Below are 23,100 nucleotides of genomic sequence, written 5' to 3'. Positions count from 1 at the left end.
AGACTCGCCGCACGGCAGCAACCGGAAGCGTCGACGGGGCTCTGTGCGCTGCCGTCAGTCGAAAGGCCCTCTCAGCGCACCCGCAGAACGTCGAGCGCGGTGAGTGCAACGTGTAGTTCGGTGCGCTGTTCGCCGGACTCCAGGTCGCAGTCGAGTATCCGCTCGATGGTGCGCAGACGCTGGTAGACGGTCTCTCGGGACAGACCGCCCGAGCGGGCCGCCACCGTCTTGTTGCCTGCCGCGTCCAGGTAGTGCCGCAAGGTGGTCAGCAAGTCCGTGCCGTGGCGGGCGTCGTGGTCGGCGAGTCGCCCGAGCCGGCGTTCGGCGTAGTCCTGGATCCGGGTGTCTTCGCGGAGTGCGAAGAGGAGGCGGCGCAGGCCGATGTCGGACCGTTCGTGGTAGGAGCGTCCGGGCGGGAGCGGCTGGTCGGGCTCGGTGGCTTCCGCCACACGGGTCGCGTCGCGGAAGGAGTGGGCGACGCCGGTGAGGTCTGTCGCCTCGCTGCCCGTACTCACAGCTGTCCCCGGCAACAGGTCGAGTGCGGTACGGCTCAGGTGTTCGACAACGGGCCGCCATGGCTGCTCCGGGCGCAGGGACAGGAGGATGCCGAGACGGGTCGGTCCGAGGAGGCCGACGAGGGCCTGTGATCCCCTCTTCCTCAGCTCCTCGGAGAGGAGTTCCTCCGCCTTCGTCGTGTCGTCCTCGCGGGGGACGTCCACGAGCACGGCGAGGAAGCGGGACCCCTTCGTCGGTACCCCCAGCGCGGTGACCCGGGCTTCGACGTCCGCAGGCGAGCGGTGGCGCTGTTCGACGAGGTCGCGCAGGACGCTGCGATGTGCGGTGCGTTCCCAGGGTTCGGAGTGGGTGAGGCGGGCGATGGTGAGGGCCATCGCGGTCCTCTCCAGGACGGTGACGTCTTCGGGGCCGAACGGGCCGGAGGCCGAAGGAGCGGCCGGGCCGGGCGGTGTCGGGAGCATGGCCACCCTGCCCCAGCGTTCGCCCTGGTACTCCACGGGGGCCGCGAGCCAGCTCTCGGGGCCGGAGACGGTGGTGTGGTCGGCGGGCGGTGTCGCTCGGGAGCGCTGTTCCCAGTCGGTGAGCGCCACCTCGACGGTGTCGCCGGAGGGCTGGCAGATCAGTGCCTGGTGGACCAGGTTTTCCAGAACGACGGTGTGGCCGCTCATCTCGGCGGCGGCCCGTACGACGTCCTCGGGTCCGGCGCCGCGCAGGGTGAGGGCGGTGAACGCCTCGTGGACGCGCTGGGTCCGCCGCATCGCATCGGCCTGGCTGCCGAGGATGAGGGCGTGGACGACCTGAGTGACCTCCAGGAAGTTGACGTCCCTGGCCAGGGTGATGAGGGGTAGGCCGCGGGCCCGGCAGGCGTGGGCCAGGGCGTCGGGCGGACGGTGGTAGCGGCGGACCAGTTCGATGACCAGGGCCGCGGCGCCGATGTCGGCGAGTTCGTCCACATAGCGCCGTACGCCGGCCGGTTCGTCGGGGAGAGGCATGCCGGTCGTCAGTACGAGTTCGCCGCCCTTGAGGAAGGAGGCGGGGTCGGTCAGCTCCGTGATGTGGACCCAGCGGACGGGCCGGTCGAGCCGTGCCACGCCGGTGACGACCTGGGGTTGTCCGGCGGCAAGGACGGGGAGGGCCAGGACGTCGGCCACGGTGATCGGGCGGCCGACGGTGTCCAGGTCGCGGCCCGGCACGCAGGCGCCGGCGCTGCCGGCGCCGGGCCCTGGAGCCGTGTGGGGGTTCTCGCTCACGGTGCCTCCATGGGGCCCCCGCTCGAGCGGAGCCCGAGAGCTCGGGGGAGTGCCCCGTCACTCTGACAAGCGTCGCTGACCTGCGCAAGGGCCCGGAGACGGCGGGCGCGGGGCGGACGGGCGGAGCATGGCGCCAGGTGCGCTTGACACAACGTCCGGATACGGCGTCGCGGCCGGACAGATCGCGGGTTGGGGCGGTCCTGGTCCACGGACATGCTCGGGGAGACCGGAGCAGACCGACGAACACGCCGGGAGACGAACATGACCGCACTGTCGCCGCACCTTCGCCAGGCCACGCCCGTGGTGGCGGTCCGGGGCGAGGGCGTCCACCTCTACGGCGAGGACGGCCGCCGCTACCTGGACTTCACCGCCGGCATCGGCGTCACCAGCACCGGGCACTGCCACCCCAAGGTCGTGGCGGCGGCTCAGGAGCAGGTGGGCACGCTCGTCCACGGCCAGTACACGACGGTCATGCACCAGCCCTTGCGGCGGCTCGTCGACAAGCTCGGCGAGGTGCTGCCGGCCGGCCTGGACAGCCTGTTCTTCACCAACTCCGGCAGCGAGGCGGTCGAGGCGGCCCTGCGGCTGGCCCGTCAGGCCACCGGGCGGCCGAACATCCTCGTCTGCCACGGCGGTTTCCACGGCCGTACGGTGGCCGCCGCGTCCATGACCACCTCCGGCACCCGCTTCCGCTCCGGTTTCTCCCCGCTGATGAGCGGCGTCGTCGTCACCCCCTTCCCGTCGGCCTACCGCTACGGCTGGGACGAGGAGACCGCGACCCGCTTCGCCCTGAAGGAACTCGACTACACGCTCCAGACGATCTCCTCGCCCGCCGACACGGCCGCGGTCATCGTCGAGCCGGTGCTCGGGGAAGGCGGATACGTGCCCGCGACCCAGGCCTTCCTCCAGGGCCTGCGCGAGCGCGCGGACCGGCACGGCTTCCTGCTGATCCTCGACGAGGTGCAGACGGGCGTCGGCCGCACCGGCCGCTTCTGGGGCCACGACCACTTCGGCGTCACCCCGGACATCCTGGTCACCGCAAAGGGCCTGGCCAGCGGGTTCCCGCTGTCCGGCATCGCCGCCTCCGAGGAGCTGATGACCAAGGCGTGGCCGGGCTCGCAGGGCGGTACGTACGGCGCCAACGCCGTCGCATGCGCGGCTGCCTGCGCCACCCTCGACGTCGTACGCGACGAGAAGCTCGTCGAGAACGCCGAGGCGATGGGCAAGCGGCTGCGCCAGGGGCTGGAGGCCGTGGCCGACCGGACACCGGGCATCGGCGACGTACGCGGCCTCGGGCTCATGCTCGCCACCGAGTTCGTCACCGAGGACGGCAGCCCCGACCCGGAGACCGCAGCGCGTGTGCAGCGGGCCGCCGTCGACGAGGGACTGCTCCTGCTGCTGTGCGGGGCCTGGAACCAGGTCGTGCGCATGATCCCTGCGCTCGTGATCGACGAGACGGCGGTGGACGAGGGTCTCCAGGCGTGGGCGACCGCGGTGGAGGTCGGCACATCGGGCGCGGCACGGCGATGACGGACACCACCACGGCCCTGGAGCCGCTGGTCGCGCGGCTCGCCGAGACCGCTCCGGGCCTGCGGGTGGAGACCGGCCCTGGCCCCACCGGCCTCTACGCCTACGACGCCTCCAACTACCGGGTCCCGCCGCGGGCCGTGGTCTTCCCCCGCAGCGACGACGACGTGGTCGCGGTGCTGCGGGCCTGCCGGGACGCGGGGGTCCCGGTCACCGCGCGGGGCGGCGGCACCAGCATGGCGGGCAACGCCGTCGGACCGGGCGTCGTCCTGGACTTCTCCCGGTACATGAACCGGATCCTGGACATCGACCCGGTGGCGCGCACCGCGCGCGTCCAGGCCGGAGTGGTCCTGGACGCGCTGCGCAGCGCGACCGCCCTGCACGGGCTCACCTTCGGCCCCGACCCCTCCTCGCACAGCCGCTGCACCCTCGGCGGCATGATCGGCAACGACGCGTGCGGGAACCGGTCGGTGCGGTACGGACGTACCAGCTCCCACATCGAGGCGCTGGAGATCGTCACGGCCGACGGCGTGCGCGCCGTCGCGGACCGCACCGGCCTGCGCGCGGCCGACCCGAACGACACGGACGCGGTCCAGCGCGTCGCCCGCGTCGAAGCGGACGTACGCCGCCTGATCGACGCCAACCTGGCGCCGATCCGCACCGAGCTGGGCCGCATCCCCCGCCAGGTGTCCGGCTACCAGCTGCACCACCTGCTGCCCGAGCACGGCTTCGACATGGCCCGCGCGCTGGTGGGCACCGAGGGCTCCTGTGCGGTCGTCACCGCCGCGACGGTCCGCCTGGTGGCGACCGCACAGGCTTCCACGCTGCTGACACTCGGATACGACGACGTGGTCGACGCCGCCGAGGACGTCCCGGAGATCCTGCGCTGGAATCCCACCGCAGTGGAGGGCATGGACGAGGCGATCGTCGCCACCATGCGCGCCCGCCGCGGTCCGGACTCCGTGACCGGACTGCCCGAGGGGCGGGCCTGGCTGTACGTCGAACTCGACGGTGACGATCAGGCGGCGGTCGACGGCCGTGCCGCCGAACTGCTGCACGTTCTCAAGGCGCAGGGCCGGATGACCGGTGGGCGGGTCGTCCAGAGCCCGGTCGAGCGGCGCTCGCTGTGGCGGGTCCGCGAGGACGGGGCAGGGCTCGCCGCCCGTCTGGTGGACGGCGGGGAGTCGTGGCCCGGCTGGGAGGACGCGGCGGTCGCGCCGGAGAACCTGGCCGCCTACCTGCGGGACTTCCGCAAGCTGCTCGCCGCTCACGGGTTGACCGGGGTGCTGTACGGCCACTTCGGCGCGGGCTGTGTCCACGTGCGCATCGACTTCGACCTGGCCACGGACACCGGCCGGGCGGCCGCGCGCCGCTTCCTCGGCGAGGCGGCCACCCTCGTGGTCTCGCACGGCGGCACGCTGTCGGGTGAGCACGGTGACGGGCGGGCCAGAGGCGAGCTGCTTCAGGTCATGTACAGCCACCGGATGATCGGGGCGTTCGCCGCCTTCAAGGAGATCTTCGACCCCGAGGGTCTGCTCAACCCCGGCGTCATCGTGGCTCCGGCGCGGCTGGACGCCGATCTCGCGCTGCACGCGCCCGAGTTGCTGCCCGTCGAGACCCTTTTTTCCTTCCCGCACGACGAGGACGGCTTCGCGGGCGCCGTACGCCGCTGTGTCGGAGTCGGTCGATGTCGCAGCGACACGGGCGGCGTGATGTGTCCCAGCTACCGGGCCACGGGGGAGGAGAACGCCTCCACACGGGGCCGGGCCCGCCTCCTCCAGGAGATGGTGCGCGGCGGGACCGTCCAGGACGGCTGGCGCTCTGCCGAGGTGCGCGACGCCCTCGACCTGTGCCTGTCCTGCAAGGCGTGCTCCAGCGACTGCCCGGTCGGCGTCGACATGGCCACGTACAAGGCGGAGTTCCTGCACCAGCACTACAAGGGCAGGATCCGGCCCCGTTCCCATTACTCGCTGGGCTGGCTGCCCCTGACGTCAACCCTCGCCGGATACGCCGCTCGCCCGGTCAACGCGCTGCTGCGCGGACCGGTCGGCAAGCTGCTCGCCCGCCTCGGAGGCGTGACCACGAAACGCCGCATCCCCGCCTTCGCCTCCCGGCGCGCGCTGCGCCGGGCCCTGCGCACGGCGAGGACGGGGGAACCGGCGAAGGCCTTGCTCTTCGTCGACAGCTTCACGCGCGCCTTCCGTCCCGAGGTGGCCGGAGCGGCGAGCCGCGTCCTCGCCGACGCCGGAATCCCCTGTACGGCGGAGGACGACCTGTGCTGCGGTCTGACCTGGGTCAGCACCGGCCAGTTGTCCGTCGCGCGCCGCATCATGGCCCGTACCGTCGCCCGCCTGGACAACGGCGACGACCGGCCCGTCATCGTGGCCGAACCCAGTTGTGCCGCAGCCCTCAAGCGAGACGTGCCCGAACTCCTCGGTACCCCGGCGGCCCGTCGCGTCGCGTCCCGCGTCCACACCTTCACCGGAGCCCTGACAGACCTCGCCGCGCCCGGCTGGGCGCCGCGGGGGCTGCCGGACGACGTCGTCCTGCAGACGCACTGCCACGAATACGCCACCTTCAAGGGCCGCCACCCACGCGACCTGCTGAGCCGCCTCGGTGTGCGGAAGGTCGAGGAGGCCGAGGGCTGCTGCGGACTCGCCGGCAACTTCGGCTTCGAGGCCCAGCACTACGACACCTCGATGGCCGTCGCCGACCTGGCCCTGAAACCCCGTCTGGACGGCATCGACCAGGACAGGCGGGCCGTCGTCGTGGCCGACGGCTTCAGCTGTGCCACCCAGATCGACCACCTCGCCGGTGACCGGGGCATCCGCGCCCTGCACCTGGCGGAACTGCTCGACCCCGCCGATCAACCAGGAGAGACGTCATGACCGACACACCCACGCAGTTGTTCATCGGCGGTGCCTGGGTGGACGCCGCGGACGGCGCCACCATGCCCGTCGACGACCCCGCTACAGGCGAGATCCTCTGTCACGTCGCCGACGCGGGGCCCAAGGACGCGCGGCTCGCGGAGGACGCGGCCGTGCAGGCCCAGGAGGAATGGGCCCGTACGGCACCGCGGGTACGCAGTGAGATCCTGCGGCGCGCGTACGAGATCATCCTCGAGCGCACCGACGAGCTCGCGCACCTGATGACCGCCGAGATGGGCAAGCCGCTGGCCGAGGCCAGGGGAGAGGTGGCGTACGCGGCGGAGTTCTTCCGCTGGTTCTCCGAGGAGGCCGTCCGCATCGACGGTGGCCTCGCCACCCTGCCCGACGGCCGCAACCGCATGCTGCTCTGCCGTCGCCCGGTCGGCCCCTGCCTGCTGATCACCCCGTGGAACTTCCCTCTGGCGATGGGCACCCGCAAGATCGGCCCGGCGGTCGCCGCGGGCTGCACGATGGTGCTCAAGCCGGCCCCGCAGACCCCTCTGTCCAGCCTGGCGCTCGCCGCGATCCTCAAGGAGGCCGGACTGCCGGACGGCGTGCTCAACGTCGTCACGACGTCCCGTGCGGGGGAGGTGTGCGAACCGCTCCTGCGCGGTGGGCGTATACGCAAGCTCTCCTTCACCGGCTCCACGCAGGTCGGGCGGCTCCTGCTGGCCCAGTGCGCAGACACGGTCGTACGGACCTCGATGGAGCTGGGCGGCAACGCGCCGTTCATCGTCTTCGAGGACGCCGACCTGGACAAGGCCGTGGACGGCGCGATGGTGGCCAAGATGCGCAACATGGGCGAGGCGTGCACGGCCGCGAACCGTTTCTTCGTGCACCGGTCGGTGGCGCAGGAGTTCGGGCGGCGCCTCGCCGAGCGCATGGGCGCGCTGGTGGTCGGCCCCGGCACCCGGGACGGCGTCGATGTCGGACCGCTGATCGACAGGGCCGGACGTGCCAAGGTCGAGGAGCTGGTCGCCGACGCGGTGCAGCGCGGTGCGCGGGTGCTCGTCGGCGGCCGCACTCCCGAGGGCCCCGGCTGCTTCTACCCGCCGACCGTGCTCACCGATGTGGCCCCTGACAGCCGACTGATGGACACGGAGATCTTCGGCCCCGTGGCGGCGATCCTCACCTTCGACGACGAGGGCGAGGTCGTCCGCCGCGCCAACGACACCCCCTGGGGACTGGTCGGTTACGTCTTCACCGAGGGCCTCGACCGTGCCCTGCGCGTCAGCGAGCGCCTAGAAGTGGGCATGGTCGGCCTCAACACCGGCCTCGTCTCCAACCCGGCCGCGCCGTTCGGCGGCGTCAAGCAGTCCGGGCTCGGCCGCGAGGGGGGCCGGGTGGGGATCGACGAGTACCTGGAGTACCAGTACCTGGCGGTGCCCGTGCGATGACGGCGGCAGTCCTGCCCTGACATTCGCCACTTCGCACGCCGCGCGGGCCGCCCCGCGCCCGGCCGAACAGTCCTCGAGGCCGGGCCCGGGGGGCGGTCGGCTCGCGTCTCTCGTTCTCAGCGCAGGTGGCGGGCGGTGATTTCCGCCGCGGTCTCGGTCACCAGACGGCCCAGCTCTGCCAGTCGGCCGGGTTCGAAGCGGGCGTCGGGCAGGGAGACGGCCACGGCGGCCAGGGGTACGCCGTCGCCGTCCAGGACAGGGGCCGCGATGGCACAGACCCCCTGGAGGTACTGGTTGTGGTTGACGGCGTATCCCCGGTCTTTCACCCGGCGGAGTTCCGCGCGCAGCTCCACCGGGTCGGTGATGGTCTCCTCGCCGTAACCCTCGAGCGTGCCCGCCGTGAACTCGTCGACCTCGGACTTCGGAAGGTGGGCGAGAACCGCGTGGCCGGTGGCCGTGGCGTGCAGGGGTGAGGTGTCGCCGATGGCGTGGAAGGTCCGTACCGCGTGGTCGCAGTCCACGCGGTCCACCACGACCATGCCCTGCAGGGCGTCGGGCACGGAGAGGTGGATGGTCTCGTTCAGCGCGTCGCGGAGCCGGATCATGGGCTCGCGGGCGGCGGCGAACAGGCTGGATCCCTGGAGGGCGGCGGGCCGTACGGCGAGGACACGGGCGCCGATCTCCCAGCGGGTGGTGTCCCTGCGGTTCGCCCGGAGCCACCCCGCCTCGTTGAGCGTGACCAGGGTGCGCTGCACGGTCGATTTGGGCAGGCCGAACAGCTTCGTCAGCTCTCCCACGGTCACGGGCTGGTGCTTGGCGACCGCCTCCAGGATGCGTAGCGACCTGGTGACGCTCTTCATCTCCATGCGGTGCCCCCGTCAGTTGCGCGGCTTCGTGGTGCTCACCCTCTTGACCCCCTTCCGGAGTCGCAGGCATGATCGTGCCGGATTCTAGCACGCTGTTCCACAATATGGCATGGGTTGCGCACAGGGCTGGGCTTGCCGTGGGCAGTGCCCAGGGTCGGCCCCCACGCCGGCGCGTGCGAGCCGACCCTGGCCGGCGGAAGGCTGTCGGATGCGGGAAGGCTGTCGGACCCTGCCCTTCCGCTCAGGCGCCCGTCAGGCGTCCGGTGATCTCCGTGACCGCGTCGGAGACGAGGCGACCCCACTCGGGCACCCGGTCGGCGGCGTACCGGGAATCGGGCATCGAGATGGCCACGGCGGCCAGCGGTGTGCCGCTCTCGTCGAGCACGGGCGCGGCGAGGGCGCAGACGCCCGGCCGGTACTGGTTCCGGTTGACCGCGTAGCCGTCCGCGCGGACCCGGTCCAGCTCGGCGCGCAGCTCGTCGGGGTCGGCGGGGGTCGTGTCGCTGAAGCGCTCCAGCCCCCGGGCGATGAGTTCCTCGATGTCCTGCTTCGGAAGGTGGGCGAGGACGGCACGCCCGGCGGCGGTGGCGTGCAGGGGTGAGGTGGCGCCGATGGCGTGGAAGGTCCGTACGGCGTGGTCGCAGTCCACGCGGTCCACCACGACCATGCACTGGAGTGCGTCGGGTACGGAGAGGTGGATGGTCTCGTTCAGCGCGTCGCGGAGCCGGATCATGGGCTCGCGGGCGGCGGCGAACAGGCTGGATCCCTGGAGGGCGGCGGGCCGTACGGCGAGGACACGGGCGCCGATCTCCCAGCGGGTGGTGTCCCTGCGGTTCGCCCGGAGCCACCCCGCCTCGTTGAGCGTGACCAGGGTGCGCTGCACCGTCGACTTCGGAAGTCCGAAGAGCTTCGTCAACTCCCCGACGGTGACCGGCTGATGCTGGGCGACCGCCTCCAGGATCCGCAGTGACCTGGTGACGCTCTTCATTTCCATCCGGTTTCCCCCTGTTAATCCTCGAAATTACTGCTGGACACCCTCTTGACTCCCCTCTGGGCCACTGCCATTCTCTGTGCCAGATTCTAGCACAGCGTTCCACAATGTGGCATGGCTCGCCGGAGATCCCGACGATGTGAGCCGGAACTCCGAGACGCGACGGTGCGAGGCACGGGCTTCCGAAAGGCCCGGCTCCCGTCCAAACCACCTCGAATCGAACAGCCTCACGTCGGGGGGCCAGCATGCGCCCCGGCGATACGAAAGGAAAGTCCTGTGTCAGCTGCCAGGAAGCGTGTCGCCGTCGTCGGCGTCGGAACGATGGGCAGCCAGGCCGCCTGGCGGCTGGCGGCCCGCGGCGCCGAGGTCGTCGGCTACGACCGGTTCGCCCCGGGCCACGACCGCAGCGCCGCAGGCGGCGAGACCCGGATCTTCCGCAGCGCCCACTTCGAGGACTCCCGCTACGTCCCGCTGCTCAAGCACGCCGACGCCCTTTGGCAGCAGCTCCAGCAGGACACCGGCCGCGAGCTGCGCCGCCTGACCGGGTGTCTGCTCATGGGCCCGACGGAGCACCATCAGATGGCCACCGTCCTGGAGTCCATCGCGGAGCACGACCTCGACCACGAGGTGCTCGACGCCGAGTCGCTCGCCAAGCGCTTCCCGCAGTACCGGATCGAGGACGGCGACGCGGCCGTGCTCGACCGCCGCGCGGGCTTCATCCGCCCCGAGCTGACCATCCAGACCGCCGCCCGCCGCGCCCAGCAGCTGGGCGCCGTGATCCACCGCTACACCACCGTCCGGGAGATCGTCCCCGTCGCGAACGGTGTCGAGGTCCGCACCGACGCCGGCAGCGAACGCTTCGACACCGCCGTCGTCACCCCCGGTCCCTGGGTCAACGACCTGTTGCCCGACCTGCCGTGGGACGTGGAGGTCCGCCGCCTCGTCAGCGCCTGGTACGTGCCCACCACCGACGCCTGGTTCGGCGAGGAGCGCCCCGCCTTCATCCGTACGGCACCCACGCACTGCTACGGCCTGCCGTCCCCGGACGGCATCTCCGTCAAGCTCGGTCTCTCCCGCGCCCTGCACCGGCTTGCGGGCGACCCCAACCAGCTGGACCGGACGGTGCAGCCGGAGGAGCTGGAGATCTTCAGCGAGTTGATCGGCCGTCACATGCCGGATCTGCACCCGGATCCGACCCGCCTCTCCGTCTACATGGAGGGCTACACCGAGAGCAGCCGTCCACTGGTCGGCCCACTCCCCGGCGCCGAGAACGTGATCCTGCTCGCCGGCTTCTCCGGCCACGGCTTCAAGCTCTCGCCCGCCTTCGGAGACATCGCGGCCGACCTCGCCCTGGACGGCGCCTCGCCGCAGCCCGTCGACTTCATCTCCACCGTCGGCCGCACGGAGGCATGACCATGAACAACACCACCCTCTCCGTCGGCTCCCTCGATGCCCGGCCCGGCACCAAGGCCCGCGGCACCGTCCGGGCCGACCTCGGCACCCTCACCGTGGACATCCCGCTGACCCTGGTCAACGGCACCCGCCCCGGCCCCCGGGTCGTCATCACCGCGGGTGTGCACGGCGGCGAGTTCACGCCCATCGACGCCGCCGCGCGCCTGACGGCCCTACTGGAACCCGGCGACGTGCGCGGACAGGTGATCGTCTGTCCGGTGGCCAACCCTCCCGCCGTGTACCAGGGGCGGCTCAACGTCTCCCCGGTCGACGGCGTGAACATCAACCGCGTCTTCCCCGGCGACCCCGGCGGCGGCCCCACCGAGCGCCTGGCCGCCTGGCTCTTCGCCCACCTCGTCGACGGCGCCGACGTCTACGTCGACCTGCACTGCGGCGGCATCGACCAGGTTCTGCGGGACTTCGTCGGCTACCGCCTCACCGGCGACCCGGACCTCGACAAGGCGACGGCCGAACTGGCCGGGTCCTTCGGTGTCGAGGACGTCATCCTCGGCCTGAAGGCCGAGGGCGGCAACAGCCACGCGGCCGCCGCCCGCCGGGGCATCTCGGCGGTCCTCGTCGAGGTGGGCGAGCTCGGACAGCGTGACGGCGCCACGGCCCGCCGCCGCGTCGACGGCCTGCTCCGGGCACTACGCCACCTGGGCGTGCTGGACCCGGACGACTCCGACCCGACGCCGGTCCGGGAGTGGGTCTGGTCCGCCGGAGTCACCGCCGAGGCCACCGGCCTGTGGTACCCGGAGTTCTCCTTCGACGCCGACGTCATCGACGAAGTCGCGGAGGGCGACCTCCTGGGCCGCATCGTCGACCCGGCCGACGGCCGTGAGCACACGGTCCACGCCCCGGCCGACGGGCGGATCTTCTACGCCATGCACGGCCTCACCGTCACCCAAGGCGACGAGCTGGCCGCCCTGGCCGTCCCGTGGAACCCCGACACGGCCCGGCGACACGACACCCTACGGACCCCCGGCCTGGGCGCCGCACCCGACGAGACGGATCACCGCCCCTAGACACCCTCCCAGCCGCCCCCTACCCACGTTCCCCCGGCCGCTCCCCTCGGCCAGCCCATCAGGAGGCACACGATGAAAGATGCCCGGATCGACCGCAGACTGTTCCTGCGCGGAATAGGCGGGGTCACGGCGGGTGTCGCCGCCGCGAGCGCCCTCAGCGGCTGCGGCACCGGCACCAGCCGGTCCGTCGCCGCCGGCGGTGGCAAGAACTCCAAGACGCTGGTCGTCCGCGACAGCGGCGGCACGTACGGCGACGCCAACCAGAAGGCGATCTACGAGCCGTTCACCAAGGAGACCGGTATCCGGATCGAGGTGGTGAACATCCAGTACGCGCAGATGCTCGCCCAGATCCAGCAGGGCCGCCCGCAGTTCGACGTCATCGACGACTCCATGTCCGACTTCTTGCGCTTCAAGAAGGAGGGCGCCACCGAGGACCTGGACTACGACCGGCTGAAGAACTTCAAGAACGCCGGCATCGCCAAGACCCTGATCACCCCCAACGCCATCGGCAAGAACTACTGGGCCAGCGTCATGGCGTACCGCACCGACGTCTGGGGCGGGAAGAAACCCTCCTCCTGGGCCGACTTCTGGGACGTAAAGGCGTTCCCTGGCGACCGTGCCCTCCAGGGCCTGGACGCGGACCGGCCCGTGCTGGAGTTCGCCCTGCTCGCCGACGGGGTGCCGCTGGACAAGCTGTACCCCCTGGACCTGGACCGCGCCTTCAAGTCCCTGGACCACATCAAGGGATCGATCAAGAAGTACTGGGACACCGGAGCCCTCCCCGGCGTCCTGCTCGGCCGCAAGGAGGTCGTCGCCTCGGACGTCTGGCACGGCCGCCTCGACGCCCTCATCAAGCAGGGTTCGCCGCTCGCCTACCAGTGGAACGGCGCCCGCAGGCAGAGCAACGCCTTCGGCATCCCCAAGGGCGCCGCCAACCTGGACGCCGCATACCAGCTCATCGACTTCGCGCTGCGCCCCGAGGTGCAGGCGGCGTACGCCGAGCTGTACCCGATGGCCCCGTCGGTTCCCGCCGCCTACAAGAAGCTTTCCCCGGCCATCGCCGCGAACCTGGGCAGTTCCCCGGAACACCTGAAGACCGGTTTCGACATGGACGTCGAGTGGTGGGCCGAGAACGACGACGTGGTGGCCAAGCGCTGGCAGGAGTGGACGCATGCCTGAGACCCACGTGATGCCCGAGCTGTCGCCGGCCGCCACCACGGCGCTGGCCGGCAGCGGCAAGCCCCTGTCCGTGACGCGACTTCGCAAGACGTACGGGGGAGTGACGGCCGTCGACGAGGTCTCCATGGAGATCGCGGCGGGTGAGTTCGTCACCTTCCTGGGGTCCTCCGGCTCCGGCAAGACCACCACCCTGATGATGATTGCCGGGTTCTGCGAGCCGGACTCCGGCAGCATCGTCGTCGGCGGCAACGACGTGACCCGCCTGGCCCCGCAGAAGCGCGGCCTGGGCTTCGTCTTCCAGCAGTACCTGCTCTTCCCGCACATGACGGTGTGGGAGAACGTCGCCTTCCCGCTGCAACTGCGCGGTGTGCCGAAGGCGGAGCAGCGCCGCCGGGTCGGCGAGACGCTGGAGATGGCCGGGCTGTCGAAGATGGCCCGCCGCCGGCCGCGTGAGCTGTCCGGTGGCCAGCAGCAGCGCGTCGCGTTGTGCCGGGCCCTGGTCTACCGGCCCCCGGTGATCCTCATGGACGAGCCGCTCGGTGCCCTCGACAAGAAGCTGCGCGACCAGCTCCAGACCGAGATCAAGCGCATCCAGCAGGAACTCGGCCTCACCGTCATCTATGTGACGCACGACCAGGAAGAGGCCCTCGTCCTCTCCGACCGCATCGCGGTCATGCGGGACGGGCGGATCGACCAGTTCGACACCCCGCAGGAGCTCTTCGAGCGCCCCCGCACCCCCTTCGTCGCCGACTTCCTCGGCGCGGCGAACTTCCTCCCCGGCCGCGTCGAGGAACAGACCACCGACCATGTGCTCGTACGCCTCGACACCGGCGGCCTGCTCAAGGCCCGCCCGCAGACCGCCCCGGGCGGCGCACGGGTGCGCGCGGCGGTCCAGCCCGGCCGGCTCTTCCTGTGTCCCGCAGGCGCCGGCTTCTGTACCGGGACCGTCGAGACGGTCACCTACGTCGGCACCCTCGTGCGGGTCACCGTACGGCCCCTCGGTGGCGAGGAGACCGACCTCGTACGGCTGGAACTGCCCGCCGGTCGCGCCCCGGCCCTCGGCGAGCGCGTGGACCTCGCCGCGGACCCCTCGAACGTCAGCGTGTTCGCCGACACGGAAGACGGGGGGTGAGGACGGTGGCCGTACTCGCTCCGGCACCGGGCTCCATCGCCCCGGTGCCCCGCAGGAAACGACTGGGCCGCGCGCTGTCCGACCGCCGCACCCGCTTCAGCCTGCTCAACGCCGCACCCGTGGTCCTCTACCTGCTGATCCTCTTCGTCTACCCGATCTTCAGCACGCTGATGCTGAGCCTCAAGGGCGAGAGCGGAGGTTTCACCCTCCACTGGTACACCGACGTCTTCCAGGGCGCCAACCTGGAGATCCTCCTCACCACCCTGCGGATCTCCGCCGAGACCTCGCTGCTCAGCCTGGTCGTCGGCTTCGTCCTGGCTGCCGCGGTGTCCCGGCTCAAGCCCCTGTGGGCGGGGCTGGTGATGGTCATCGTGGTCGTCCCGCACTTCATCAGCGCTCTCGTGCGCACCTACGGCTGGATCATCCTGCTCGGTGAACACGGCGTCGTGAACAATGCTCTGACCGCACTTCATGTCCCCGGCGCCCCTTTCCAGCTGCTCTACAACGAGCTGGGAGTCGTCATCGGCACCACCTCCGTGATGCTGCCGTACACCGTGCTGCTGCTGTACGCGGTCATGAAGGGGATCGACCGCCGGCTGATGGCCGCCGCGGCCAGCATGGGCGCCGGCCGGATCACCATCTTCCGCCGGGTCTACGTGCCGCTGGTCGCTCCCGGCCTGATCAACGCGGGCGTGCTGTGCTTCATCCTCTGCCTCGGCTACTACATCACGCCCGCCCTCATGGGCGGTCCGAAGCAGACCATGGTCGCCTCCCTCATCGACACCCAGGTCATGAAGCAGGACCAGTGGAACGGGGCCTCGGCGCTCGGCATCATCCTGCTGCTGCTCACCTTCGCCGGACTGCTGCTGCTCAGGCTGCTGAAATCGGCGGGCGAGGCGTACCGGAACCGAGGTGCGCGGTCATGACCGAGCTGCGCTCCACCCTGGCCGGACGCATCACTCTCACGGTGCTGTCCACGCTGATCCTGCTCTTCCTGGTGCTGCCGATCGTCGTCATCGTCGTCACCTCCTTCGGCAAGGACGCCTTCGGCTCCTTCCCGCCGTCCTCCTGGACGCTCGACTGGTACAAGGTGCTGTTCGCCGACGGCAGCAAGTGGCCGGCCGCGCTGTCGCTCAGCGTTCTGGTGGCCTGCCTGACCACTGTCTTCTCCCTCCTCCTGGGCCTGACGGCGGCCACGGCCCTGGTCCGCAGCGAGCTGCCGCTGAGGACGGCGGTCTACGGCCTGGTCCTGGCCCCGCTGGTGATCCCCCAGGTCGTCATGGCGCTCGGCCTGTTCCTGCTCTTCGAACCGGCCTCGATGCTCGGCAGCCCGATCGCCATCGCCCTCGGCCACACCGTGCTCGCCTCACCGATCGCGGTGATGATCCTCATGGCCACGCTGAAGGGCATCGACGAACGCCTCGAGGACGCGGCCGCCAGTATGGGCGCGAGTCGCCTCACCGTCGCGCGGCGCATCACCTTCCCGCTGGCCATGCCCGGATTGGTCGCCGCCGCGATCTTCTCCTTCATCACCAGCTTCGACGAGTTCTTCATCGCGCAGTTCCTGTCCTCCGTCGACACCGTGACCCTGCCGGTCCAGGTGTTCAACGTCCTCCAGTACGACGTCGACCCGTCGGTGACGGCCGTCAGCGCGATCCTCATCGGGATCGCCGTCGTCGCCCTCGCCCTGGTCGCCGTGGTGCGCAGGCTCAGCGGCTCCGGACAGCAGGACGGCCTGCTGCCGACCGAGCCCGGTGTGGGCCTGCCCGCCGGAAGTGAGACCGCGTCATGACCACCAGCACCCGCACCCCCGCCGGGGAGATGTCCGCCACCGCGGCCAGACACCTGCTCCTCAACATGACCCCGAACGGCTCGCTCGGGCCGGACGGCGAGAATCTCTTCGTCGTCCGGCGCGGCGAAGGGCCGTACGTCGACGACGCCGACGGCAGGCGCTACATCGACGGCCTCTCCGGCCTGTACTGCTGCCAGCTCGGCCACACCTACGCCCGCGAGTTCGCCGAGGCGGCGGACAAGCAACTGCGCGAGCTGTGCTTCAGCCCACTGTGGTCCGCCTCCGCCCACCCGGCGGCGATCGAGCTCGCCGAACGGCTGTCCCGGATCGCGCCCGTCGACATTGAGCACACCTTCTTTTCCGGCGGCGGCGCCGAGGCCGTCGAGACCGCCTGGAAGATCGCCCGCCGGTACCACGCCCTGCGGGGCGAAGCGGGGCGGGTGAAGGCCATCGCCCGGCGCGGCGCCTACCACGGGCTGACCATCGGCGCCCTGTCGCTCACCGACGACCCCGGGCTGCGCGAGCCGTACGGCCCCGGTGCCATCGAGACGCGGTTCGTGTCCAACACCAACCGCTTCGGCCTCGCTCCCGAGTACACCGACGACGCGACCTACACCTCCCACCTGCTCGCCGAGCTGGAGGCCGCGATCCTGGCCGAGGGCCCGGAGACGATCGCGATGCTCATCGCCGAGCCGGTGCAGAACCGCGGAGGCTGCATCACCCCGCCGACCGGTTACTGGCAGGGACTCCGCGCCCTGGCGGACCGCTACGGCTTCCTGCTCGTCGCCGACGAGGTCATCACCGCGTTCGGGCGGCTGGGGGAGTGGTTCGGCGGCGACCGGTACGGCGCCCGTCCGGACATCGTCACCGTCGCCAAGGGCATCACCGCCGGCTACGCGCCCATGGGGGCAACCCTGGTCAGCCACCGCGTCGTCGAGGTCATCAACCAGCCCGGCGCGGTCCTCAACCACGGCTACACCTTCGCCGGGCACCCGCTGAGCGCGGCCATCGCCCTGCGCAGCCTGGAGATCATGGAGCGGGACCGGATCCTGGACAACGTCCTTGGCCTCCAGGACCACTTGGCGCGACGGATGGCCTCCCTTGCGGACCTCGGAATCGTCGGTGACGTCCGGGGCGCCGGCTTCTTCTACGCCTGCGAACTCGTCGGCGACCTCGACGACGGCGGCTTCAGCGACAGCGCTCGGACCGACCTGATCGCCGACCTGATCCCGCGCCGGCTGCGCGAGGCCGGGCTCCTGGCCCGCGTCTACAACCGCTCCGCGCCGCTGGTCCAGATCGCGCCCCCGCTCATCAGCGACCGCGCCCTTCTCGACCGTATCGCCGACACCCTTGCGGAGACCCTCGCCGAGGCGTCCGCCCGCCTCTGACATCTGCTTTCGCACATGCTTTCTGAAAGGAACGACATGTACTCCATCGGTCCGCTGACCGTCGCCCCGGGCGAGCGCGCCCAGGGCCTCATCCCGGTCGGCACCAGCACCTACGGCGTGGACCTCGGCATTCCGCTGATCGTCGTCAACGGCGCCCAGGACGGCCCGGTCCTGTGCGTGGACGCGGGCGTGCACGGCGACGAGTACGACGGCCAGGAGGCCATCCGGCGCGTCCTCGCCGAGATCGACACGGGCACCTTGCGGGGCACCGTCGTCGGCATCCCCTGCATGAACACCCCGGCGTTCGAGGCGGCCGCCCGCGCGAGCGGCATCGACCACCTCAACCTCAACCGCATCTTCCCGGGTGACGCGGAGGGCTCGTACTCGCAGCGTCTGGCCGCCACCTTCGTCGAGCAGGTGGTCCCCGCCGTCGACGCCGTGGTCGACCTGCACACCGGCGGCGCCTACGGCGAGATCGCCCCGCTGGTCATCCTCCAGGGCGGCTACGAGGACCTGGCGACGGACCTGGCCCTGGCCGCCGGGCACGAGCTGGTCTGGAAGGGCGGCAAGTGGGGCGGCACGGTCCGCCACCCCGTTCTCGCGGCCGGCAAGCCGGCCATCACCATCGAGTGCGGTGGCGCCACGTACCGCGAGACCAACGTCGGGCACCACATGAACTCGATCCGCAACATCCTGCGCAGCCTCGGCATGATCGACGGCGAGGCCGAGCTGCGGGACACCTACACAACCGTCTCCGGCACCTTCGCCCGCTCCGCCGCCGGCGGCTTCTTCGTCGCCCGCGCCGAGCCGGGGGAGACCTGCAAGGAAGGCGATCTGATCGCGACCATCACCGACCACTACGGCAACACGCTGGAAGAGGTCAGCGCCCCGCAGGACGGCATCGTGCTCTGGGTGCGTCGGATCCGCACGGTGCGCCCCGGCGACGAGGTCGTCATCTTCGGCGAGGTGCTGGGGGAGATCCGGCCATGACGGGCGCACTCGAACTGACCGAGCTGCTGATCGACGGCAAGCAGGCCCCCGCCGCCGACGGTCGCTCCTTCACCGTCCTCGACCCGTCCCACGGGACGGCCATCGCCCAGGTGGCGCTGGCCGGTCCGGCCGACGTGGACCGGGCGGTGGCCGCCGCCCGCGCGGCGTTCACGGCACCCCAGTGGGCCCGGATGCGCGCTGCCGACCGGGGCCGGATCCTGTACCGGATCGCCGAGGCCATCCGCTACCAGGGCGAACGGCTGGCCCGCCTGGAGAGCCAGGACGTCGGCAAGCCGCTCGGCCAGGCGAAGGCCGATGTCGAGGCCGCCGCCCGCTACTTCGAGTTCTACGCGGGGGTCGCGGACAAGCTCGGCGGCACGACGATCCCGCTCGGCCCCGGTCTGATCGACTACACCGTCCGCGAGCCGATCGGTGTCTCCGGCCAGATCATCCCGTTCAACTACCCGCTCCAGAACACCGCTCGGGGCTCTGCCCCGGCACTGGCGGCAGGCTGCACGGTGGTGCTCAAGCCGTCCCCGGAGGCGCCCCTCACCCCGCTGGAGATCGGCAGGATCGCCCTGGAGTGCGGTCTCCCACCGGGCGTGCTGAACGTCGTCCCCGGCGACGGCGAGACCGGCGCGGCCCTCGCCGGCCACCCGGACATCGACCAGGTCACCTTCACCGGCTCGGTGCCCACCGGGATCAAGGTCGCCCAGGCCGCCGCCGCCAACGTGGTGCCCTCCGTCACCGAACTGGGTGGCAAGTCGCCGTTCATCGTCTTCGCCGACGCCGACTACGACCTGGCACTGAAGGCGATCATGGGCGCCTCGTTCAGCAACGCCGGACAGATGTGCTCGGCCGGTACCCGGCTGCTCCTGCAGCGCGGCGCCGAGGAGTTCCTCGACCGGCTCGTCGAGAAGGTCGCCGCCCTGCGCGTCGGCCCCGGCCTCACCGACCCGGACATCGGTCCGCTCGTCGCCGCCCGGCAGCGCGACCGGGTGCTCGGCTACCTGGACCTGGCACGGCAGGAGGGCGCGACGGTCCGCGTCGGCGGGGGCGCCCCGTCCGACCCCGAACTGGCTGACGGGTACTACGTCCAGCCGACGGTCCTCACCGGCCTCACCAACCAGGCCCGTTGCGCCCGGGAGGAGATCTTCGGCCCCGTCGTCACGGTCATCGAGTTCGACGACGCCGAAGAGGCCCTGGAAATGGCCAACGACAGCCCCTACGGCCTGTCCTCCTACGTCTGGACCCGCGACATCGACAAGGCGATGCGCCTGGCCGAGGGCATCCGGGCAGGCCAGGTCTCGGTCAACGCCACCGGCGTCGGCACCGGGGTCGAGCTGCCCTTCGGCGGCTACAAGCACAGCGGCTGGGGCCGGGAGAAGGGCTTGGAGGCCCTGGCGAGCTACACGCAGACCAAGAACGTCTGCATCGGGTTCGGGAGCCGGTCATGAGGTACCGCACCCTGGGCGAACGTGGACCGACCGTCTCCGTCGTCGGCCTCGGAGGCAACAACTTCGGCTCCCGCCTCGACGAGGAGGGCACCAAGGCGGTCGTCCACGCGGCCCTCGACGCCGGGATCACCCTGTTCGACACCGCCGACATGTACGGCGGGTCCGGCGAACGGGGCGGCTCGCGCGGCGACGGCGAACGGCTCCTGGGTGCCGCCTTGAAGGGGCGCAGGGACGATGTCGTCCTGGCCACCAAGTTCGGCATGGAGATGGGGCGCGAGGCCGACCTGTACGGCCGGCGGGGCGCCCGCCCCTACATCCGGTACGCCGTCGAGGCGTCCCTGCGCCGGCTCGGCACCGAACGGATCGACCTGTACCAGTACCACGAGCCGGACGGCGTCACCCCGCTGGAGGAGACGATCGCCGCCCTGCTGGAACTGGTCGACGAGGGCAAGGTCGGGTACATCGGCTGCTCCAACCTGCCGGCCGAGGAGCTCACCGGCGCCTTCGTGTCCACCCAGGCCCGCTACCACCTGCTCGACCGCAGCGCGGAGAACGACCTGATCCCCGCCTGCCTGCGCCACGGCGTCGGTCTCCTCCCGTACTACCCGCTGGCCAACGGCCTGCTCAGCGGCAAGTACCGCCGCGGCGAGGCTCCCCCGCCCGGCAGCCGCCTGTCCTGGCGGCAGGGCTGGCTCACCGACGCCGCGCTCGACCGCGTGGAGGCGCTCACCGCGTACGGCGCCGAACGCGGCCTGTCCCTCCTCCAGGTCGCCGTGGGCGGACTGGCGGCCCTGCCCGCCGTCGGCTCCGTCATCTGCGGCGCCATGACCCCCCAGCAGGTCACCGCCAACGCGGCGGCGGCCGACTGGATCCCCGACACGGCCGATCTGGCCGCACTCGACGCGATCGTCACCCCCGGCGAACGCGTCGTCTGAAGCCACCACCTCCCCTTGCTGACACTGTGAATCGAGGCTGAACACCATGCGAGAGATCGTCACCTTCGACGCCTACGGCACCCTGATCGACTTCCAGCTCGGCCCCACCACCCTGAAGATCCTCGGCGACTCCGGCCGCCTGGACCTGGACAACCTGGACGTCGACGAGTTCCTCGACGACTTCCGCGTCATGCGCTTCCAGGCCGTCCTGGAGGCCTACCGTCCCTACCACGAGATCCTGCCCTCCAGCCTGAAGAACGCCATGCGTCTGCACGGCCTGGAGTACCGCGAGTCCGACGGCGAGGCCCTCGTCGACGCCGTCCCCACCTTCGGCCCCTTCCCGGAGGTCCCGGAGGCCCTGCGCGCGCTGAAGACCAAGTACGAGATCGCCATCATCTCCAACAGCGACGACAACCTGATCGCGCGGAACGTCAAGAACATCGGCGTCGAGTTCGACTACGTCATCACCGCCCAGCAGGCCGGCGCCTACAAGCCGGACCGGCAGACCTTCAAGCACGCGTTCAGGACCATGGGCGTCGAGCCCTCGCAGGTCATCCACACCGCCCAGGGCTGGGAGTACGACCACATCCCGACCCGCGACCTCGGTCTGAAGCGCCGGGTGTGGATCAACCGCTACGGCCGCCCCGGCAGCGCCGACTACCAGCCCTACGACGAGCTGCCCGACCTGTCGGGCCTGCCGAAGCTTCTCGGCTGCTGAGCGACGGCCGAACGGCGACACAGGACAGAGAACACGACAGGACGCACGCCATGAAGCAGATCCCCTACTGGCTGGACACAGCCCCCACCCTGCCCGACCGATCCGGAAAGGACCTGCCCGACGAGGCGGACGTGGTGGTGATCGGCGGCGGCCTCACCGGGCTGTCCACCGCCTACCACACCGCCCGCAAGGGTGCCCGGGTCGTCCTCGTCGAGAAGGACAAGGTCGGTTCGGGCGCCTCCGGGCGCAACGGCAGCATGTGCACCCAGGGCATCACCATCAGTCCCGCCGAGGCCCGCAAGCGCTACGGCCAGGAGCGCGCCCTCGAGCTGTACAACGCCTTCCGCGAGGCGGTCGACGTCGTCGAGGGCCTCACGAAGACGGAGCAGATCGACTGCGACTTCAACCGCTCCGGGCGCCTCGGCCTGGTCTGCAAGCCCCAGCACTTCGAGGGCCTGCGGGCCAAGCAGCGCGACCTGGCCGAGAACTTCGGCCACGAGACGGTCGTCCTGAGCAAGGGCGAACTGCGAGCCGAGCTCGGCTCGGACTACTACCACGGCGCCCTGCTCGACCCGCTCAGCGCGGGCCTGCACGTGGGCAAGTTCGTCGGCGGCCTGGCCGAGGCCGCCGAGCGGGCCGGCGCCGAGATCCACGAGCGCAACGCCGCCACCGGTCTCACCCGCCTGCCGGGCGGCGGCTTCCTGGTGGAGACCCTGCACGGCACCGTCCGTGCCAAGCAGGTCATGGCGGCGACGGACGCCTACACCGACAAGTCGATGCCGTGGTTCCGCAAGCGGCTGATCAACGTCGGCAGCTTCATCATCGTCACCGAGCCGCTGGGGGAGGCGCGCGCCAAGGAGCTCATCCCGAACGGCCGTCTGTTGGTCGCTCACAAGAACGTCGGCCACTACGTCCGCCTCACGCCGGACAACCGCCTCGCCTTCGGCGGCCGGGCCCGCTTCGCCCCCTCCAACCCCGCCTCCGACATCAAGAGCGGAGACATCCTGAAGCGGGAGATGACCGAGATCTTCCCGCAGCTGGCCGGGGTGCGCATCGACTACGTGTGGGGCGGCATGGTCGGCTTCTCCTGGGACCGCGTTCCGCACGCGGGCGAGGTGAACGGCCTGTACTACTCCATGGGTTACTGCGGTCACGGCGTCCAGATGGCCACGTACATGGGCCGCGCGGTCGCCGAGATGATGGACGGCAAGCCCGAGGCCAACCCGCTGCGCGGTTTCGGCTTCCCGAAGGTCCCTGTCCCCTTCTACAACGGCACCGCCTGGTTCCTGCCGTTCGGCGGCGCCTACTACAAGGCGAAGGACAAGCTGCTCTGAGCCGACGCCGACGGCGGTGACACTGCGGGGACTTTCCGGGAAGCGGTCGTGGGACGTCCCCGCAGTTCCTCACCGCCTCTCTCCCCGGGGGACGCCCGCCGGGGCGACCGATGGCCGTCGGCTGCGGTGTGGTCCTCGGTCTCCACATCTCTCCCCCCGGTTTCGCTGCTTGCCGCACCCACGTACCCCACGCCTGAACCTGCTCCGAGAGAAGGCCCGCACCG

At 71.1% G+C, this 23,100-nt stretch carries 18 protein-coding genes; 15 read left to right on the top strand and 3 right to left on the bottom strand.

What is annotated here, in order from left to right; all coding sequences use genetic code 11:
* Positions 1 to 71: 71 nt before the first annotated feature.
* The gene (locus tag SY2F82_RS28160; protein WP_200421957.1) at positions 72 to 1,766 is read right to left on the bottom strand and encodes a PucR family transcriptional regulator ligand-binding domain-containing protein; all 1,695 of its coding nucleotides are present in this window, start codon (positions 1,764 to 1,766) and stop codon (positions 72 to 74) included.
* Positions 1,767 to 2,027: 261 nt separating this feature from the next.
* Between SY2F82_RS28160 and SY2F82_RS28155 the strand changes: the two genes are divergently transcribed.
* From SY2F82_RS28155 to SY2F82_RS28145, 3 genes are read left to right on the top strand one after another with little or no spacing between them, the layout of a single operon-like run.
* Positions 2,028 to 3,296: an aspartate aminotransferase family protein gene (locus SY2F82_RS28155; protein WP_200421956.1), complete on the top strand. Its 1,269-nt coding sequence runs from the start codon at positions 2,028 to 2,030 to the stop codon at positions 3,294 to 3,296.
* Positions 3,293 to 6,181, top strand: a complete 2,889-nt coding sequence (locus tag SY2F82_RS28150; RefSeq protein ID WP_200421955.1) for an FAD-binding and (Fe-S)-binding domain-containing protein — start codon at positions 3,293 to 3,295, stop codon at positions 6,179 to 6,181. Before SY2F82_RS28155 ends, SY2F82_RS28150 begins: the two co-directional genes overlap by 4 nt.
* On the top strand, positions 6,178 to 7,617 hold the full coding sequence (locus tag SY2F82_RS28145) for an NAD-dependent succinate-semialdehyde dehydrogenase (RefSeq protein WP_200421954.1): 1,440 nt from the start codon (positions 6,178 to 6,180) through the stop codon (positions 7,615 to 7,617). The genes SY2F82_RS28150 and SY2F82_RS28145 overlap by 4 nt, the downstream gene beginning before the upstream one ends.
* Positions 7,618 to 7,733: 116 nt before the next feature.
* On the opposite strand, the gene SY2F82_RS28140 is transcribed toward SY2F82_RS28145, so the two are convergent.
* Positions 7,734 to 8,477 carry an IclR family transcriptional regulator gene (locus SY2F82_RS28140; protein WP_200422151.1) on the bottom strand — a complete coding sequence of 248 codons (744 nt, stop codon included), beginning with the start codon at positions 8,475 to 8,477 and terminating at the stop codon, positions 7,734 to 7,736.
* 247 nt (positions 8,478 to 8,724) lie between these two features.
* On the bottom strand, positions 8,725 to 9,471 hold the full coding sequence (locus SY2F82_RS28135; protein ID WP_200422150.1) for an IclR family transcriptional regulator: 747 nt from the start codon (positions 9,469 to 9,471) through the stop codon (positions 8,725 to 8,727).
* A gap of 279 nt (positions 9,472 to 9,750) precedes the next feature.
* Between SY2F82_RS28135 and solA the strand changes: the two genes are divergently transcribed.
* The 12 genes from solA (at position 9,751) to SY2F82_RS28075 (ending at position 22,876) form a co-directional block, all read left to right on the top strand.
* A complete protein-coding gene (solA, locus tag SY2F82_RS28130) occupies positions 9,751 to 10,887 on the top strand; it encodes an N-methyl-L-tryptophan oxidase (protein ID WP_200421953.1) in 1,137 nt (378 codons plus the stop codon).
* A 2-nt stretch (positions 10,888 to 10,889) separates the two neighbouring features.
* Positions 10,890 to 11,951, top strand: a complete 1,062-nt coding sequence (locus SY2F82_RS28125; RefSeq protein WP_236041840.1) for a succinylglutamate desuccinylase/aspartoacylase family protein — start codon at positions 10,890 to 10,892, stop codon at positions 11,949 to 11,951.
* A gap of 72 nt (positions 11,952 to 12,023) precedes the next feature.
* Positions 12,024 to 13,130 carry an ABC transporter substrate-binding protein gene (locus SY2F82_RS28120; RefSeq protein ID WP_200421951.1) on the top strand — a complete coding sequence of 369 codons (1,107 nt, stop codon included), beginning with the start codon at positions 12,024 to 12,026 and terminating at the stop codon, positions 13,128 to 13,130.
* A complete protein-coding gene (locus SY2F82_RS28115) occupies positions 13,123 to 14,262 on the top strand; it encodes an ABC transporter ATP-binding protein (protein ID WP_200421950.1) in 1,140 nt (379 codons plus the stop codon). The genes SY2F82_RS28120 and SY2F82_RS28115 overlap by 8 nt, the downstream gene beginning before the upstream one ends.
* 5 nt (positions 14,263 to 14,267) lie before the next feature.
* Entirely contained in the window at positions 14,268 to 15,188 is a 921-nt protein-coding gene (locus SY2F82_RS28110) for an ABC transporter permease (protein WP_236041839.1), read from the top strand.
* Complete coding sequence (locus SY2F82_RS28105; protein ID WP_200421949.1) at positions 15,185 to 16,054, top strand: ABC transporter permease; 870 nt, start codon at positions 15,185 to 15,187, stop codon at positions 16,052 to 16,054. Before SY2F82_RS28110 ends, SY2F82_RS28105 begins: the two co-directional genes overlap by 4 nt.
* A complete protein-coding gene (locus tag SY2F82_RS28100) occupies positions 16,051 to 17,442 on the top strand; it encodes an aminotransferase class III-fold pyridoxal phosphate-dependent enzyme (protein ID WP_200421948.1) in 1,392 nt (463 codons plus the stop codon). The genes SY2F82_RS28105 and SY2F82_RS28100 overlap by 4 nt, the downstream gene beginning before the upstream one ends.
* Before the next feature lie 15 nt (positions 17,443 to 17,457).
* The gene (locus SY2F82_RS28095) at positions 17,458 to 18,432 is read left to right on the top strand and encodes a succinylglutamate desuccinylase/aspartoacylase family protein (protein WP_236041838.1); all 975 of its coding nucleotides are present in this window, start codon (positions 17,458 to 17,460) and stop codon (positions 18,430 to 18,432) included.
* A complete protein-coding gene (locus tag SY2F82_RS28090; RefSeq protein ID WP_200421947.1) occupies positions 18,429 to 19,889 on the top strand; it encodes an aldehyde dehydrogenase in 1,461 nt (486 codons plus the stop codon). The genes SY2F82_RS28095 and SY2F82_RS28090 overlap by 4 nt, the downstream gene beginning before the upstream one ends.
* Positions 19,886 to 20,824, top strand: coding sequence for an aldo/keto reductase (locus SY2F82_RS28085; protein WP_200421946.1), 939 nt, complete (start codon positions 19,886 to 19,888; stop codon positions 20,822 to 20,824). The genes SY2F82_RS28090 and SY2F82_RS28085 overlap by 4 nt, the downstream gene beginning before the upstream one ends.
* Before the next feature lie 46 nt (positions 20,825 to 20,870).
* The gene (locus SY2F82_RS28080) at positions 20,871 to 21,542 is read left to right on the top strand and encodes a haloacid dehalogenase type II (protein ID WP_200421945.1); all 672 of its coding nucleotides are present in this window, start codon (positions 20,871 to 20,873) and stop codon (positions 21,540 to 21,542) included.
* A gap of 50 nt (positions 21,543 to 21,592) precedes the next feature.
* The gene (locus SY2F82_RS28075; protein ID WP_200421944.1) at positions 21,593 to 22,876 is read left to right on the top strand and encodes an FAD-binding oxidoreductase; all 1,284 of its coding nucleotides are present in this window, start codon (positions 21,593 to 21,595) and stop codon (positions 22,874 to 22,876) included.
* The last annotated feature ends 224 nt before the right edge of the window (positions 22,877 to 23,100 follow it).

It is taken from the genome of Streptomyces sp. Y2F8-2, from assembly GCF_014905555.1.
Taxonomy (GTDB): domain Bacteria; phylum Actinomycetota; class Actinomycetes; order Streptomycetales; family Streptomycetaceae; genus Streptomyces; species Streptomyces cynarae.
This window is presented reverse-complemented; position numbering and strand designations above follow the sequence as displayed.